Raw genomic sequence first — 15424 nt, forward strand, 5'->3', positions numbered from 1 at the left:
GATACGGGGCCTATTCAAACTTAATGGCCTTTACAGGCGTGATCTTGGTGATGGCATAAGAGGGCAGCAGCAGCATCAATAGGCACAACAGCATTACCCCCAAGTTGAGCAACAATATGGCCATTGGGTTAATATAGACCGGTATATAGTCAATATAATATTCTTCGGGATTGGGAAACGTTAAAAACCGGTACTTCTGCTGGAGAAGTAGAATCCCCAATCCGATGACATTCCCCCAAAAAAGTCCGATTCCTATCAAATAGGCGGCATTGTACAGAAAAACTTTGCGGATACTCCAATTTTGTGCCCCCAAGGCCTTGAGAATTCCTATCATCTGGGTGCGCTCTAAGATCAATACTAAAAGGGCCGTGACCATATTGATGCCGCCCACAATAATCATGATGCCGATTATCAAGGCCACGTTGAAATCGAAAAGACCGATCCATTCAAAAATCTGAAAGTATTTGCTCTTGATATCACGGGTATCGAGGTTAGAAAGTGTTTTATTATAGATTTCCGCACTTTTTTGGTCGATTTGATCAAAATCTTCCAAGAAAACCTCAAAATTGCCCACTTGATCGGCTTCCCACCGGTTCATCCGTTGAATGTGGCGGATATCCACAAAAACATATTGTGCATCAAACTCATCAAAACCACTATCGTAGATGCCCACTACCTTAAACCGCCGATTGTTGGGCATCTTTGAAGGGTCTCCCTCGCGTAAGAAAATGGCCGAAAAGGTATCACCGACCTTCAGTTGCAATCGATTGGCCATCAATCGTGATATCAAAACCTCATCATTCAGGTCACCGTAATAATCGGGAAGCCTGCCATCGACAAGATATTCCTCAAAATACGACCAATTATAATCGCGGCCCACCCCTTTGGCAATCATGCCCTCAAAGGTGTCTTCCATTCGAATAATGCCCGGTTTGGTGGCCACGGCCTGCACATGGGCAATGCCCTCAACGTCTTTGAACTCTGGGTAAAAATCCTGCTGGGTCGAAACCGGTACCGTTGAAACCTCTGAGTTGTTGTTGTCGTAGTTTGAAATCTGGATGTGTCCATTGAAGGCGGCCACTTTTTCCCTGATTTTTCGTTGCAGGCCAGCACTGGTGGCAATGGCGATCAGCATCATTACAATACCGATGGCAATCGCGGCGATGGCGATTTTAATTATCGGGGCCGAAATGCTAATTTTATGCGATGCCCCTTTAATGAGGCGCTTGGTAATAAAAAGTTCTAAATTCAACGAATGACCGTTTTATCCTTCTTCAAAAGTACAGTTTTCTTGTTTGTTTTTGTGCTTGCTGCCTGCGGACAGAAGCACACTTCAAATTCAAGCCATCCCCTTGCAAATTCCAAAAAAGAGACAGGAAAGGTAATGGTGGCCGCCAATAGAACGGACGCTTATCTTTCTTTGCTAAAGGATAAAAATGTGGGGGTGGTCGCCAACCAAACATCAGTAATATTTCGAATACCAAATGCCAAATTCCAAGATTCTACAACCTACACCCATTTGGTGGATTCGTTGCTTTCTTTGGATGTGTCCATAGAAAAAGTGTTTGCCCCCGAACATGGTTTTCGTGGCCAAGCGGACGCGGGTGAAAAAGTGAAAGATGGAATGGATACCCGAACGGGATTGCCCATTATTTCACTCTACGGAAAAAATCGGAAGCCATCGCAAGAACAACTGAAAGATCTCGATGTAGTGCTGTTCGACATTCAAGATGTCGGTGTTCGCTTCTACACCTACATTGCCACATTGCAATTGGTGATGGAAGCCTGTGCCGAAAAAGGCATTCCGGTAGTGGTGCTCGACAGGCCCAACCCGAACGGGCATTATGTCGATGGGCCCACCATGGAAGAAGAGCATACCGGCTTTTTGGGCATGAACTGCATTCCCCTGGTATACGGAATGACCATCGGCGAATACGCAACCATGGTAAATGGCGAAGGGTGGCTTGAAAACGGTTTAAAGGCCGATTTAACGGTGATTTCCCTTGAAAATTGGACACATGAGACCGAATATAGTTTGCCCATACGGCCCTCGCCAAACCTGCCCAACGATACTGCCATTAACCTGTACCCCAGCCTCGGGTTGTTTGAGGGAACCAACATCAACGCGGGCCGTGGTACCGAATTTCAGTTTCAGCGGTACGGAGCTTCTTTCTTAGATAGTACAAAATATGACTTCAGCTATGTGCCCCGACCCAATTTTGGTTCAAAATTCCCAAAAGAAGAGGGCAAGGTCTGCCACGGAAAAGATTTATCACAACATCCAAGAATGAATGAAGTCTCTGTGCGCTGGGTCATCGATGCCCATCAAAATGCATTGGACAAATCAAAAGTCTTCAATACCGACAATTTCACCAGACATGCCGGTACTGCAAAATTACAGCAGCAAATCGAAGCAGGGCTTTCAGAAGCGGAGATTAAGGCCTCTTGGCAAAAAGATTTGGAAAGGTTTAAGAAAATAAGGGAGAAGTATTTGATTTATGATTGACCCGTTGTCGGCTTGCGGTACTTATGAAAGGGTTGTTTCAACAACCCCCAGACACTGCTGTTCTCTCTTTCATCGGGAAAGGTGTCGACCCCATATACGATTTTCTCGGGGTCAAGTTTCATGTAGGTTCCGAAAAGCCTGTCCCAAATCGAAAAAATATTGCCGTAGTTCGAATCGGTATAGGGCAATACATAGTGGTGGTGCACCTTGTGCATATCGGGCGAGACAATGACCCAACTCAGGGCATTGTCAACCTTTTTGGGCAAGCGAATGTTTGCATGGTTAAACTGTGACAGCACCACCGAAAGGCTTTGGTACAGCATGATGATCCCTATGGGCGCACCCACGATAAAAACCCCAAAAAGCGTAAAGACATAACGAATAAGACTCTCCAATGGATGGTGGCGATTGGCCGTGGTCGTATCAACATTGTGGTCGGTGTGGTGCACGAGATGGATCATCCAAAACGGTTTCACCTTGTGCTCGACCCAATGGGCCGTGTAGGCACCGATAAGATCTAACAGCATAACCCCCAAAACCACATACAGCCAAAGTGGCATTTCGGGCAGCCAATTAATGATGCCAAAATCATTTTGAACGGCCCAATCAGACGTTTGCAACAACAAAAAGGCCAATGGAAAATTCACCAAAATGGTCGTCAGGGTAAAAAAGAAATTGGGCATGGCATGGCGCCATTTTTTGTACTTGACGCTGAAAAGCGGTACAATACCTTCCAGAATCCAGAAAAAGGTGATGCCCCCGACCAAAATAAGCGTTCGGTGCAATGGGGGAATGTTCTCAAAGTAGGTGATGATCTGTTCCATTTCAATAAAATTACAAATTCCAAGGCCCAAATTCCAAATTTAAACCATCGGGCCGCCAGCCACATACTACCGACTACTATAGATCAATTCTTTTCTTCATCTTCTCCACTATATCATAGGCCGCCGGACAAATAGCCACATTCTTGAGGGTAAGATCTGTTATTTGGTGAAACTTTTTTCGGTCGGTATGCGGATACTCGCGACAGGCCTTTGGCCGTATATCGTAAATAGAACAGTAGTTGTCAGCACCCAAAAAAGCACAGGGCACTTGTTGCAATACATAATCTTGGTCTTCATCAACCCTCAAATAGGCATCGATGAATTTTGAAGGTTTCATTCTAAAATGTTTGGCAATACGCCCAATATCCGCTTGGGTGAACAAGGGGCCGGTTGTCTTGCAACAATTGGCACAGGTCAGGCAATCCGTTTGCGAAAACGCTTCTTCATGTAGCTCCTGCATTACATAATCCAAATCTTTGGGCGGTCGCCTCTTGAGCTTGGAGAAGAATTTTTTATTTTCGGCCTTCTTCTTTTTCGCCTTGTTGGGTAAATCTGCCAGCAGTTTCTGCATATGGCAAAATTAACGATTGGATCGGCTTTAAACCTTTGCTAACAAAATAAGTCCCACTTTTGTGGTGCAAATGCCCTAAAATGGAAGATATTTTTGGAAAAGCCCTGTTGGATTATCTCGAGGGAAACGACTGGAAAAACATCAAAACCCACTCATCTGTGGCCGGGAAAGATGTAATGCCGCTTTCCTATCTCTTTCGTGCTTTTGAAGAAATGCCGTTGTTGGAGCAGAAGGCGTTGGAGTTGTGCAAGGGCAGCGTCTTGGATATCGGTTGCGGAGCAGGACCGCACAGCCTTTGGCTTCAAAACCATGGATTTAAGGTAACGGCCCTTGACTCTTCAAAAGGTGCCATCGACACCTGTAGGTCACTTGGCATTGAAAAGACCGTTCATTGCGGGGTACTGGACTATTCTGGAACAACTTTTGATACGTTGTTGTTGTTGATGAACGGAATCGGAATCGTGGGCCGCTTGGCACTGTTGGTTACCTATCTCGAGCATTTTAAAAAATTGCTCAACCCTGGCGGCCAAGTGCTGATGGATTCTAGCAACATCATCTATATGTATGAAGAGGATGACGATGGAGGGGTATGGATTCCCGGTGACAGGGATTATTATGGCGAAGTGGAGTTCACCATGGAATACAAGGGCCAAAAAAGCCCTTCCTTTTACTGGCTCTATCTTGATTTCAACACCTTGGAAAATGCCGCGATGGCACATGGTTTTACCTGTGATCTTGTAAGCCAGGGCGAACATTACGACTATTTGGCAAGATTGACACTGAAAAAATGATACTAGATTCGATGAATCCTCGTTTGTAAACTAGAAAACAATTGATATGAAAAAGTTCTTTTTTCCGCTTTTGGGCCTATTGTTCACCTTCGCCTTGGCTTGTTCCAACGATAATGGAGGAGGTGCCGGAAACGATGATGACGGCAACGGCACGGTTGACAAATCGGCCAACTTGTTGGCCACGGGGGCATCGGCCAATGACATTCTTTCAAACGAAAAGTTTGACAAGCTTTTGATAGAGGCCGCCTATGTTACCGGTTTTAGGCCTACCCAAGAGGCCATGGACAATTTTCAAGACTATTTGCGCCAATACACGTTCAAAGATGATATTGAGGTCATCTACAAAGAGCTGCCATCACCAAATGAAGAGAGCCTGACCTTACAGGAAATTGCCGATTTAGAGGAGGAAAACCGCACGGCCTATAATGATGGTTCAACCTTGGCCATCTATATCTATTTTGCCGATGCGCCTTCTGAAGATGATGACGAAGACGAGGGGCTTGTAACCTTAGGGGCGGTATACAGAAACACTTCAATGGTCATCCATGAGAAAACCATTCGTACCATTGCGGGTCGAAGTTTGACCATTACCGATGCCGATGTTGAAACGGCCACCCTCAACCATGAATTTGGGCATTTGTTCGGACTGGTCAATTTGGGAACCGTGCCGGTCAACGCCCACGAAGACGGTGAGTCAGAAAACCATTGCAATGTCGATGGTTGCCTGATGCAGGCCGAACTGCGGTTCAGTGTGGCCGGCAAATCAAGTTCCACGATTAAATCAAAAAACGGGATTGCATCTGCTTGCTCGCTGCAAGGCCAAACCGTGCTGAAAATGCTTGAACAACAAACTGCCCGTGGATTGTCAGCGGTACCAGGGCTGGATTCTGAATGTGTACTGGATCTTCAGAACAACGGAGGGCAATAGGTTTTTGGTTTTCTGATTTTTCAACACAATCCTTTTTGGGACTTAACTTTTGTGTCTTTATCAGCACCATCAAACATTTAGCGAACCTAAGGAATGTTCAAATACTTGTGCGTCTGCAGCGACACCTTCCATTTCGGATGTTGCATCACGTAGTCGACGATAAGGGGCGTTACCTTTTCCCGTACGCTCCATTCAGGCTGTAGGTAAAGAATACAGTTCTTGCCCACCTTTGCCGCTTGCTCTTCAGCAAATTTGAAGTCGTGTTTGTTGTACACGATCACTTTCAGTTCATGTGCTTTTTGATGGATGTTTCCTACGGGTAACTTGTTCTTTTTTGGGGAAAGACAAATCCAGTCCCAAACCCCGGTCAAGGGGTAAGCGCCCGAGGTCTCGATATGTGTCTTGAGTCCTTTGTTCTTCAAAGATGCGGTCAAGGGGCCCATATCCCAGGTAAGTGGCTCACCGCCTGTAACCACTATGGTATCTGAGTATTTGGCGGCATTAGCCACAATGCTGCCGATGTTGGTCGGCGGATGGGTCTCTGCATCCCAACTTTCTTTCACGTCGCACCAATGGCAACCCACATCACACCCCCCAATACGAATAAAATAAGCAGCAGTTCCCTTATGATAGCCCTCACCTTGTATGGTGTAGAATTCTTCCATAAGGGGAAGCATCAGGCCCTTTTCTACCAAATCCATTACATCGTTTGCAATCATACTGCAAAGATAGTTTTAAAGTTGCAGTAAGCGGTTTTTCAGTGGTCCATTTAGAGCCATAAAAACGGCCAGCGTTTGCTATCAACTGTCTACTCCTTGACTGCAATCACGTCAATCTCAATTTTGGCGCCCACGGCCAACCCTGCAGCCGCATAGGTGGTACGCGCCGGTTTTTTGGTGAAGTACTTGGCATATACCTCGTTAAAAGCCCTGAAATCGTTGATGTCGCTCAATATTACCGTGCATTTCACCACATTGTCCAACGTCAGACCATGTCGGGCCAAGACTGTTTGAATGTTTTTGATGGCCTGTTCGGTCTCGCCCTGCACGCCTCCTTCGGCCAATTTGCCTACAGACCTATCCATACCGATCTGCCCTGCCAAAAAGAATAGGTTGCCTGCTTGAACAGCTTCGCTGAACGGGGCTTTTTGTCGTTCAGGGTCAGGGGATTTGTGAAAAATGATTTCCGTTTTTTCTTGGGAATGACCAGCAACCACATTGATCAAGGCCATAAGTAACGTCAGGAATATGATTTTTTTCATTTTGTATAATTTGATTGGATACTAATTTCACGAATTACCACGAATACACCTAATTATGCAGTGACTCCTATTAATTCACAATTCATAATTTGTAATTCGTAATTCATAATTCGTTTCCCTATTTTTATCGCAAACGAACCAACAATGGGCAACAAAGAAAAATTCTTCGCACATATTGAGAAAGGCTATGCCATGAAAGGCGATTACATCACCATGGGTGCGGGTATGGTCGATGGCGAAACGGTGAACAAGGCCTTTGTCAAGGTGCCCTTGAAAACCCTGAACCGCCACGGGCTCATCGCAGGGGCCACAGGTACCGGCAAGACGAAAACCTTGCAGGTAATTTCTGAAAACCTTTCTGAAAAGGGTATTCCTGTGTTACTCATGGACTTAAAAGGAGATTTGAGCGGCATCGCACGACCCAGTCCGGGGCACCCAAAAATCGATGAGCGCCATGAGGCCATTGGGCTTCCTTTTGAACCCAAGGGGTTTCCGGTCGAAATTCTCTCACTTTCTGAGCAAGATGGCGTTCGACTTCGTGCAACGGTTTCTGAGTTCGGCCCAGTACTGCTATCCAGAATTTTAGACCTGACCGTTACCCAAGAAGGCATAGTGGCAGTGGTCTTCAAATATTGTGACGACAACAAATTGCCTTTATTGGATCTGAAAGATTTCAAAAAAGTGCTTCAGTATGCCACGGGCGAGGGAAAAAAGGAATTTCAAAAAGATTATGGCCGCATATCGACCAGTTCAACGGGCACCATCCTCAGAAAGATCATTGAATTGGAGCAGCAGGGTGCCGACCTCTTTTTTGGCGAAAAATCATTTGAGGTCGATGATCTGGTTCGTATCGATGAAAACGGCCGGGGCTACATCAACATTATTCGCCTAACCGATATTCAAGACAAGCCAAAGCTGTTCTCTACCTTTATGCTGAGCCTTTTGGCCGAAATCTATGCGACCTTTCCCGAACAGGGAGACAGCGACCGTCCTGAACTTGTTCTGTTTATAGACGAAGCACACTTGATCTTTGACAACGCGTCAAAGGCCCTGCTCGATCAAATCGAGAGCATTGTAAAATTGATACGTTCAAAGGGCATCGGACTGTTCTTCGTGACCCAAAACCCCACCGATGTGCCCGATGATGTATTGGCACAATTGGGTTTAAAAGTACAGCATGCACTGCGCGCGTTTACGGCCAAAGACCGAAAGGCCATTAAACTGACGGCACAGAATTATCCTGATTCTGAATTTTACAAAACCGAGGAGATTTTGACCTCGTTGGGTATTGGCGAGGCGCTGATTTCCGCTTTGGATGAAAAAGGCCGACCTACTCCCCTTGCGGCAACCATGCTACGTGCCCCTATGAGCCGTATGGATGTGCTCACCGACAAAGAGCTCAAAGAGGTTATCGGCCAATCAAAACTCATTAAAAAATACAATGAGGAAATAGACCGCGAGAGCGCCTATGAGATGCTCAATGAGAAAATCGAAAAGGCCCAAAAAGAAGCGGAAAAAGAAGAGACCAGAAAAACCACTTCGCGAAGAAGCACTTCTACCCGTCGCCGTAGTACACGAATGAACCCTGTGGTGAAGGTGCTGACCAGTGCCACATTTATTCGTGGAGTGCTGGGGGTTTTGAAAAAAGTTATTCGGTAAGTGTTGGATGTTAGTTGTTAGTTTTTAGACGAATGAAAAGATATTATTTGCTATTTGGAACCCTGATTTTAACACTTTCAAGTGCCTGCGAGCGAAAAGACCCTGTTTTCTTGATCACCGATGAAAAAGTGGGCAAACTGGAAAAAGCAAGTTTGGCAAAGGATTTGGAATTGATCTATGCAGACGACTCTATCGTAAGGGACACGTTCAGCACCAAGCTCGGCTCAGGGAGCAATAAGATAAAGGTTTATGAGAAGGGAGGCAAGCATCTTCTCACGCTTACACCCAAAAATGATAGCTTGGCGACCATTGAAAATATTCAAGTGATGGATTCCCGCTTTGTTTCTGAAGAGGGCATTGGTCTCAACAGTACCTTTAAAGACATCAAAGACCGATACACCATCAAAAAAGTGGTTACGGCACTCAACAACGTGGTCATTTTTGTTAAAGAGACCAATATGTACTTTACCATTGACAAAAGTGAGCTGCCCGCTAATCTTCGCTATGCCTCCTCAAACATAGAAGCGGTACAGATTCCCGATGGGGCCAAAATCAAATACTTGATGATCGGGTGGGACTAAAAGGTTTCGGGTTCAAGGTTTCAGGCTCTACTAAAGTCTTAAGTCTGGTTTCTAGACCCAGAATCACTTACACCAACCCATATTTCTCACGGTTTGCCAACACCTTTGGACTGTTCTCTTGCATCCATTCCGCTAAGCTCAGTAAACGCTTTACATAGTTTTTCCCGAAGTCGGTCAAACTATACTCCACACGTATGGGCACCTCTGCATAAGCTTTGCGGCTGATGTAGCCGTCGGCTTCCAATACTTTCAGACGCTGGCTCAGCACCTTGTTTGAGATGCCGTACACGTATTTTTTCAACTTGTTGAAACGCAATACCGGAAAGTAGCCCAGCCAAAGTAATATCAGAATGCTCCACTGGTCAGAAGCCACCGACATCACGTCTCGTACGGGGCACAGTTCGGGCGGATTCTTATAATCTAAATGACCGAACATTTTTTCCAACTTTTTTGTCATTGTAACCTCTTGATTTTCAGTAACAGTTTCCATAATACTACCTAGTTTGTGCCGGGTGACTTCTTTTTTCTTAACGTGGGAATACCTATTTTTAGTTTCCTTAAAAGAGTAAGTTACTAAAAGTAACCTGAATGAAAAAACTACAGACCCTAATAATTCCCCTACTCTACGGCCAATGGCTAAACCTAATTGCCCTTTTCAGCAAAAGAAAAGCGGCCCAAACCGCCTTTGATATTTTCACCACCGTTAGAAAAGGGCGGGTCAAATCCATTCAAAAAGAGTATCTGGAAGCCGCGAAGTTTACCGTTGAAGAAGTTTTGGGGCAACAAATACAGTCATACCGTTGGCCTGGCAAAAAAGAGACGGTGCTGTTGCTCCATGGGTGGGAGAGCAATACCTATCGTTGGCGAAACCTTATCAAAAAACTTAGGGAGCACGATTTTGACATTTTGGCCTTTGATGCCCCGGGGCATGGTTATTCCGCCGGAAAAAAGCTACATGTGCCCCTGTATGCCAATACCACACGGCATTTTTTGAACAAGTACCGTCCCACCCATGTGGTCGCCCACTCGGTCGGTGGCATGACCATTCTCTATGACCATTACCGAAATCCCACTTCTTCAGTAGAGAAAATCGTTACCATTGGATCCCCCTGCGATTTTTCGGAGATTATGGACCATTTTCAAAAGATACTAAAGTTCAACAACAGGGTGATGAAGGCCATGGACGAATACCTAAAAGAGTGGTTCGGCCTGCACATAGACGAATTCTCAAGCGCCCGTTTTGTTGCCAACAATACCAAAAAAGGGCTGCTCTTTCATGACAAGAAAGACCTTCAAGTGCCTTTTTCCGCATCTGAAAAAGTACATCGCCATTGGCCTGGCAGTCAATTGGTAGCCACCGAGGGACTAGGCCATTCGATGCACCAGGAAGAAGTAAATGAGAAAATTGTTGCATTTTTGGAATCCTAAATTGTTAAGGACACCGTAATCTGTTATTTTTATCCAACAGAATACTTCACTTCGTTTGTAATGACAGAAAAAATTACCCCTTTTCATATAGCCATACCAGTGCATAATTTAGATGAATGCCGCACATTTTACCGAGAGATTTTGGGTTGTGAAGAGGGCCGTAGCAGCGACCATTGGGTCGATTTCAACCTCTTTGGCCACCAATTGGTCATCCATTACAAACCGAAATCACAGGAAGAATTGTATACCAATCCCGTAGATGGTAAAAACGTGCCCGTTCCGCATTATGGAGTAGTGTTGCCTTGGCAGGTTTTCGAATCCTTTGAAAAGGATTTAAAGGAGAAAGGGGTAGATTTCATCATTGAACCGTATGTTCGCTTTAAGGGCGAAGTGGGCGAACAGGCAACCATGTTCTTTTTAGATCCTGCCGGAAATGCGTTGGAATTCAAGGCTTTCAAAGATATGGGACAACTGTTTGCCAAATAATCACGTAACCTTCAATACCACTCTAAACCGGGCTTTGCCCGCCTCAAGATGTTCGATTGCATCGTTTACTTTCTCAATCGGAAATTCTTCGACCACAGGATAAATATCGTGCCGTACACAGAAATCCAACATGGTTCGGGTCAGTGAAGGACTTCCCAGTGGGCTTCCCCCAACCGATTTCTCCCCACCGATCAAACTGAAGGCCGGTATTCCCATGGGCTCCAAAACCGCCCCAACGGTATGTAGTTTCCCCTTTGGGGCCAAGGTGGTCAGATAGGCATTCCAGTCCAAACTCACATTGGTAGTGTTCAAAATAAAGTTAAGGCTGCCGGCAATACTTTCCAGTTCTTTGGGATCCCTTGAATTGATGACCCTATCGGCCCCCATTTTCAAAATCTGTTCTTTCTTATCTGGATTTGAAGAAAAGGCAATGACCTCGCAGCCCCAATGGTGCAAAAACTTTAATGCGATGTGACCTAGACCCCCAATGCCTATTACACCCACTCGGTCAGTTGGTTTTACCCCTGACAGCACAATGGGGTTGAAAACTGTGATTCCACCACAAAACAGCGGTCCTGATTTTGACAAATCGATTTCGTCTGGCAAAGGTGTTGCCCAAGACCAGTGGCACCTCACATGGTCGGCGAAACCTCCATGCCGTCCTACGATGGTTTGTTCTACGGTTGGGCATAGGTTATGGGCACCATCCATACATTGATTGCAGTGCATGCACGACTCTGAAAACCAGCCAAGGCCAACCTTGTCGCCCACCTCGAGGTTTTTCACCTCATCGCCCACGGCGACCACCTCACCGACCACTTCGTGTCCGGGCACGAAGGGATATTGGGTGAGACCCCAATCATTGTTCAACATACTCAAGTCAGAGTGGCACAAACCGCAATAATGAACTTTTATATCGACATGTTCGCTGCCCAAATTACCTAACTCATATTCAAAAGGTTCCAATTTTCCACCGGCTTTATGGGCGGCATACGCATTGATTTTCATGTATATCCATTTTAGCTATAAGATACGTAATAATCCAAGAACTGTAAGACAGGAAGGTGATTCGACGTAGGCTATCCGAGTACAATCCCTTTTCGTTTAACCAAATAGTAGGCGAAAAAGAGATTGGGAACCCAACAAAGCCATGCCACGATTCTGTACGCGACCAAAAACTCACCGAACACAAAAACCAAAAAAGGTAACCATAACCTAAGCGTGACCGCCGCAAAACAGGCAGCATAACTATAGATCATCATGCCTTGGTGCAGTTGTGTATCTTTTCTTTTTATGGCACGATAGGCGGCAAGTGTGGTATAAAGCCATATGATGCCCAATAGAATAAAGCCCACTGAGGCGATCCAACCACCGGTGGCGTAAAACCCGATATATATTGCACAAATACCACTTATCAGGGCTGCTGAAATATAGACCTTTCCTAAATTCCGATGAAGATTTAGGCGCCTAGCACGTAGTTTTTGACTGAATTGTGACCATCCTGTGAGCAAGGCGATACCTCCAAAGATGATATGTCCATAGAAACCAACATTCCAAAGATTATTCGACAAGAGCGTTTCCGATTTACTCAACAACAGCCCCATTTCCCTTCCTCCAAAAACGTAGAACAAAGGATATAGACCAACCCCTATCGCCAAAAAAGCGAAGACAAACCACGCCACCTGATTACCTCGACCAGCCATGTCTTTTACATTGATATGGCAATTTATCGAATAAATGGCTTCAATAACAAGAATTTAGCCTCCAATCCGTTTAAAAAGAAGCAACCAAATCTGAAAAAACATGAAGACTATTTTTCTGCTGATCGCTGTTTTTTTAGGCTCACTTGCCGTTATGGGATGTACCAATGATGAAGGGGACAACGATATTGATGTTATTACTCCCGTAGAGGACGAATAGACCACTTCGATGGCATAAAGAAGCTAAAAATCAAGTGCTTGCAACCTTATGGCGTTCTCTGGCCAAAAGGGTGTTTTTCAACAACATGGCAATGGTCATGGGCCCTACACCACCGGGTACGGGTGTAATATAGGACGCTTTTTTGCCCACATTTTCGAAATCGACATCACCGGTAATGTAGTATCCCCTTTCCCTTGAATCGTCGGGTACACGGGTGATGCCCACATCAATAACGACCACACCCTCTTTGACCATATCGGCCTTCAGAAAATTAGGCACCCCAAGTGCCGAAACAATGATATCAGCCTGTAGTGTCAACTCTTTTAAGTTTTTGGTTCGGCTATGGGTCAAGGTAACAGTCGCATTCGCTGCCTTCCCTTTTTGGCTCATCAAAATACTGATGGGACGCCCGACGATATGGCTACGCCCGATTACCACGGCGTGCTTGCCCTCGGTTTCTATGTTGTAGCGATGCAATAGTTCCATAATCCCGAACGGGGTGGCGGGAATGAACGACTCCATATCCAACGCCATCTTTCCGAAGTTAGTGGGGTGAAATCCGTCCACATCTTTATCGGGATCCACTGCCATCAACACCTTTTGCTCATCAATATGCTTTGGAAGGGGCAACTGAACAATATAGCCATCAATATTTGGATTGGCATTTAATTTTTCAACCTGTTGCAATAGTTCTTCCTCTGTGGTTTCTTCAGGAAGGTGTATCAATGTGGATTCAAATCCAATTTTCTTGCAAGAGCGTACTTTGCTGCCAACATACGTAAGACTTGCACCGTCATTGCCCACTAAAACAGCGGCTAAATGGGGAACCTTTTCGCCCCTTTCCTTCATTTTGACCACCTCTTCGGTGATTTCTTCTTTGATTTGGTTTGATATTTTTCTTCCGTCCAAGATGTTCATGGTTGTTTCAAGTTTCTGGTTTTAAGTTTTTGGTTTGGCATGGGTTTAACCTGCAACCATAAACATTAAAACAATTAACAGTCAAAACGTGCTATCGCATGTTTTGCATCATCTGCATCATTTTTTTGCCACCGCCGCCCTGCATCATCTTCATCATCTTGCTCATTTGGTTGAACTGTTTCAAGAGTTGGTTCACTTCTTGGATGGAACGGCCACTGCCGGCAGCGATTCGTTTTTTACGGCTTGAATTCAATTTTGAGGGATTGGCGCGCTCATCGGGTGTCATCGAATGTATCATGGCCTCAATATGCTTAAAGGCATCATCGTCGATATCTATGCCCTTAAGGGCTTTGCCCATACCGGGAATCATGCCCATAAGGTCTTTCATGTTGCCCATTTTCTTGATCTGCTGTATCTGACTTAGAAAGTCATCAAAGCCGAAACGGTTCTTGGCAATCTTCTTCTGTATCTTACGGGCCTGCTCTTCATCGAATTGCTCTTGGGCACGCTCAACAAGCGATACCACATCGCCCATGCCCAAAATACGGTCGGCCATACGGGACGGGTGAAAAACATCGATGGCCTCCATCTTTTCGCCGGTACCGATGAACTTAATGGGCTTGTCAACCACCGATTTGATCGAAATGGCCGCACCACCACGGGTATCACCATCCAGTTTGGTCAAAATGACCCCATCGAAGTTCAGCACGTCGTTGAACGCCTTGGCCGTGTTCACCGCATCTTGGCCCGTCATGGCGTCGACCACGAACAGGGTTTCTTGCGGCTCAACGGCTTTGTGGATGTTGGCGATCTCGGTCATCATCTGCTCATCGACCGCCAAGCGACCAGCGGTATCGATGATAACCACATTCTGACCGTTTTCTTTGGCATGTTTGATACCTGCCTTGGCTATGGCCACAGGGTCGTTGTTGCCCCTATCTGAATACACCTCGACGCCTACTTGCTCGCCGACTATGTGCAATTGGTCAATGGCCGCCGGGCGGTACACGTCACAGGCCACCAATAATGGTTTCTTATTTTTTTTCTTCTTCAGGTAATTGGCCAGTTTGCCCGAGAAGGTGGTCTTACCCGAACCTTGTAGACCTGACATCAAAACAACCGTTGGGTTGCCCGAAAGATCGATTTCTTCCGCCTCGCCCCCCATTAACTGGGTCAGTTCATCCTTAACGATTTTGACCATCAATTGGCCCGGCTGCAAGGTGGTCAGCACATTCTGCCCAAGGGCCTTTTCTTTGACCTTATTGGTGAACTCTTTGGCTATTTTGAAGTTAACGTCGGCATCCAACAGCGCACGGCGTATCTCTTTCATGGTCTCGGCCACATTGATTTCTGTAATCTGACCGCGACCCTTTAGTACGTGTAAGGCTTTATCGAGTTTTTCGCTTAAGTTATCAAACATATGCTCGCATCATTTTTAAGGAGCACAAATTTAAGAATAACTAATGGAATGGCTTCGTTGAAACCAGGTAAGTGTTTGGAAGATAGATTTATTCTTCAAAGAAAATAGAGATTCACGCATACGCGATGAAC

The 15424-nt window shown here is 45.5% G+C and carries 17 protein-coding genes; 7 read left to right on the forward strand and 10 right to left on the reverse strand.

The window, feature by feature from the left end:
- Positions 1-10: 10 nt before the first annotated feature.
- The gene (locus VC82_RS03495) at positions 11-1252 is read right to left on the reverse strand and encodes an ABC transporter permease (RefSeq protein ID WP_045801139.1); all 1242 of its coding nucleotides are present in this window, start codon (positions 1250-1252) and stop codon (positions 11-13) included.
- 3 nt (positions 1253-1255) lie between these two features.
- Here VC82_RS03495 and VC82_RS03500 point away from each other — a divergent pair, with 3 nt between their 5' ends.
- Positions 1256-2506: an exo-beta-N-acetylmuramidase NamZ family protein gene (locus tag VC82_RS03500; protein WP_045801140.1), complete on the forward strand. Its 1251-nt coding sequence runs from the start codon at positions 1256-1258 to the stop codon at positions 2504-2506.
- On the opposite strand, the gene VC82_RS03505 is transcribed toward VC82_RS03500, so the two are convergent.
- Positions 2497-3330 (reverse strand): sterol desaturase family protein, encoded by an 834-nt coding sequence (locus tag VC82_RS03505; protein WP_045801141.1) that lies wholly within the window; start codon positions 3328-3330, stop codon positions 2497-2499. The two genes, VC82_RS03500 and VC82_RS03505, sit on opposite strands and share 10 nt — an antisense overlap.
- Positions 3331-3406: 76 nt before the next feature.
- Entirely contained in the window at positions 3407-3901 is a 495-nt protein-coding gene (locus VC82_RS03510; protein WP_045801142.1) for a YkgJ family cysteine cluster protein, read from the reverse strand.
- An 80-nt stretch (positions 3902-3981) separates the two neighbouring features.
- Here VC82_RS03510 and VC82_RS03515 point away from each other — a divergent pair, with 80 nt between their 5' ends.
- Together VC82_RS03515 and VC82_RS03520 are read left to right on the forward strand one after the other, a co-directional pair.
- The gene (locus VC82_RS03515; protein ID WP_045801143.1) at positions 3982-4692 is read left to right on the forward strand and encodes a class I SAM-dependent methyltransferase; all 711 of its coding nucleotides are present in this window, start codon (positions 3982-3984) and stop codon (positions 4690-4692) included.
- Positions 4693-4738: 46 nt separating this feature from the next.
- Positions 4739-5620, forward strand: a complete 882-nt coding sequence (locus tag VC82_RS03520) for a hypothetical protein (protein WP_045801144.1) — start codon at positions 4739-4741, stop codon at positions 5618-5620.
- An 86-nt stretch (positions 5621-5706) separates the two neighbouring features.
- Here the strand turns inward: VC82_RS03520 and VC82_RS03525 are convergent, their stop codons facing one another.
- Positions 5707-6339: a 7-carboxy-7-deazaguanine synthase QueE gene (locus VC82_RS03525; RefSeq protein ID WP_045801145.1), complete on the reverse strand. Its 633-nt coding sequence runs from the start codon at positions 6337-6339 to the stop codon at positions 5707-5709.
- Between the two features lie 89 nt (positions 6340-6428).
- On the reverse strand, positions 6429-6881 hold the full coding sequence (locus VC82_RS03530; RefSeq protein ID WP_045801146.1) for a RidA family protein: 453 nt from the start codon (positions 6879-6881) through the stop codon (positions 6429-6431).
- Positions 6882-7025: 144 nt separating this feature from the next.
- On the opposite strand from VC82_RS03530, the gene VC82_RS03535 reads away from it, so the two are divergent.
- Together VC82_RS03535 and VC82_RS03540 are read left to right on the forward strand one after the other, a co-directional pair.
- A complete protein-coding gene (locus VC82_RS03535; protein ID WP_045801147.1) occupies positions 7026-8540 on the forward strand; it encodes a helicase HerA-like domain-containing protein in 1515 nt (504 codons plus the stop codon).
- Positions 8541-8572: 32 nt separating this feature from the next.
- Entirely contained in the window at positions 8573-9121 is a 549-nt protein-coding gene (locus VC82_RS03540) for a hypothetical protein (protein ID WP_045801148.1), read from the forward strand.
- Between the two features lie 67 nt (positions 9122-9188).
- Here the strand turns inward: VC82_RS03540 and VC82_RS03545 are convergent, their stop codons facing one another.
- A complete protein-coding gene (locus VC82_RS03545) occupies positions 9189-9611 on the reverse strand; it encodes a winged helix-turn-helix transcriptional regulator (protein ID WP_045801149.1) in 423 nt (140 codons plus the stop codon).
- A gap of 98 nt (positions 9612-9709) precedes the next feature.
- Here VC82_RS03545 and VC82_RS03550 point away from each other — a divergent pair, with 98 nt between their 5' ends.
- Both VC82_RS03550 and VC82_RS15695 read left to right on the forward strand, forming a co-directional pair.
- Entirely contained in the window at positions 9710-10549 is an 840-nt protein-coding gene (locus VC82_RS03550) for an alpha/beta fold hydrolase (RefSeq protein ID WP_045801150.1), read from the forward strand.
- 60 nt (positions 10550-10609) lie between these two features.
- On the forward strand, positions 10610-11035 hold the full coding sequence (locus VC82_RS15695) for a VOC family protein (protein ID WP_045801151.1): 426 nt from the start codon (positions 10610-10612) through the stop codon (positions 11033-11035).
- On the opposite strand, the gene ahr is transcribed toward VC82_RS15695, so the two are convergent.
- The 4 genes from ahr to ffh all read right to left on the reverse strand — a co-directional run bounded on the left by ahr (position 11036) and on the right by ffh (position 15293).
- Complete coding sequence (gene ahr, locus VC82_RS03560; RefSeq protein ID WP_045801152.1) at positions 11036-12043, reverse strand: NADPH-dependent aldehyde reductase Ahr; 1008 nt, start codon at positions 12041-12043, stop codon at positions 11036-11038.
- A 71-nt stretch (positions 12044-12114) separates the two neighbouring features.
- Complete coding sequence (locus VC82_RS03565; protein ID WP_045801153.1) at positions 12115-12738, reverse strand: DUF2306 domain-containing protein; 624 nt, start codon at positions 12736-12738, stop codon at positions 12115-12117.
- A 247-nt stretch (positions 12739-12985) separates the two neighbouring features.
- On the reverse strand, positions 12986-13873 hold the full coding sequence (gene folD / locus VC82_RS03570; protein WP_045801154.1) for a bifunctional methylenetetrahydrofolate dehydrogenase/methenyltetrahydrofolate cyclohydrolase FolD: 888 nt from the start codon (positions 13871-13873) through the stop codon (positions 12986-12988).
- 91 nt (positions 13874-13964) lie between these two features.
- Positions 13965-15293 carry a signal recognition particle protein gene (gene ffh, locus VC82_RS03575; RefSeq protein ID WP_045801155.1) on the reverse strand — a complete coding sequence of 443 codons (1329 nt, stop codon included), beginning with the start codon at positions 15291-15293 and terminating at the stop codon, positions 13965-13967.
- Between the last annotated feature and the right edge of the window lie 131 nt (positions 15294-15424).

The sequence above is a fragment of the Flagellimonas lutaonensis genome (assembly GCF_000963865.1).
Taxonomy (GTDB): Bacteria; Bacteroidota; Bacteroidia; order Flavobacteriales; family Flavobacteriaceae; genus Flagellimonas_A; species Flagellimonas_A lutaonensis.

Excerpts from the sequence above, each read along its gene's own strand:
- VC82_RS03500 (WP_045801140.1), top strand. The coding sequence starts at position 1,256 with ATGACCGTTTTATCCTTCTTCAAAAGTACAGTTTTCTTGTTTGTTTTT.
- VC82_RS03505 (WP_045801141.1), bottom strand. The coding sequence starts at position 3,330 with ATGGAACAGATCATCACCTACTTTGAGAACATTCCCCCATTGCACCGA.
- VC82_RS03510 (WP_045801142.1), bottom strand. The coding sequence starts at position 3,901 with ATGCAGAAACTGCTGGCAGATTTACCCAACAAGGCGAAAAAGAAGAAG.
- VC82_RS03515 (WP_045801143.1), top strand. The coding sequence starts at position 3,982 with ATGGAAGATATTTTTGGAAAAGCCCTGTTGGATTATCTCGAGGGAAAC.
- VC82_RS03520 (WP_045801144.1), top strand. The coding sequence starts at position 4,739 with ATGAAAAAGTTCTTTTTTCCGCTTTTGGGCCTATTGTTCACCTTCGCC.
- VC82_RS03525 (WP_045801145.1), bottom strand. The coding sequence starts at position 6,339 with ATGATTGCAAACGATGTAATGGATTTGGTAGAAAAGGGCCTGATGCTT.
- VC82_RS03530 (WP_045801146.1), bottom strand. The coding sequence starts at position 6,881 with ATGAAAAAAATCATATTCCTGACGTTACTTATGGCCTTGATCAATGTG.
- VC82_RS03535 (WP_045801147.1), top strand. The coding sequence starts at position 7,026 with ATGGGCAACAAAGAAAAATTCTTCGCACATATTGAGAAAGGCTATGCC.
- VC82_RS03540 (WP_045801148.1), top strand. The coding sequence starts at position 8,573 with ATGAAAAGATATTATTTGCTATTTGGAACCCTGATTTTAACACTTTCA.
- VC82_RS03545 (WP_045801149.1), bottom strand. The coding sequence starts at position 9,611 with ATGGAAACTGTTACTGAAAATCAAGAGGTTACAATGACAAAAAAGTTG.
- VC82_RS03550 (WP_045801150.1), top strand. The coding sequence starts at position 9,710 with ATGAAAAAACTACAGACCCTAATAATTCCCCTACTCTACGGCCAATGG.
- VC82_RS15695 (WP_045801151.1), top strand. The coding sequence starts at position 10,610 with ATGACAGAAAAAATTACCCCTTTTCATATAGCCATACCAGTGCATAAT.
- ahr (WP_045801152.1), bottom strand. The coding sequence starts at position 12,043 with ATGAAAATCAATGCGTATGCCGCCCATAAAGCCGGTGGAAAATTGGAA.
- VC82_RS03565 (WP_045801153.1), bottom strand. The coding sequence starts at position 12,738 with ATGGCTGGTCGAGGTAATCAGGTGGCGTGGTTTGTCTTCGCTTTTTTG.
- folD (WP_045801154.1), bottom strand. The coding sequence starts at position 13,873 with ATGAACATCTTGGACGGAAGAAAAATATCAAACCAAATCAAAGAAGAA.
- ffh (WP_045801155.1), bottom strand. The coding sequence starts at position 15,293 with ATGTTTGATAACTTAAGCGAAAAACTCGATAAAGCCTTACACGTACTA.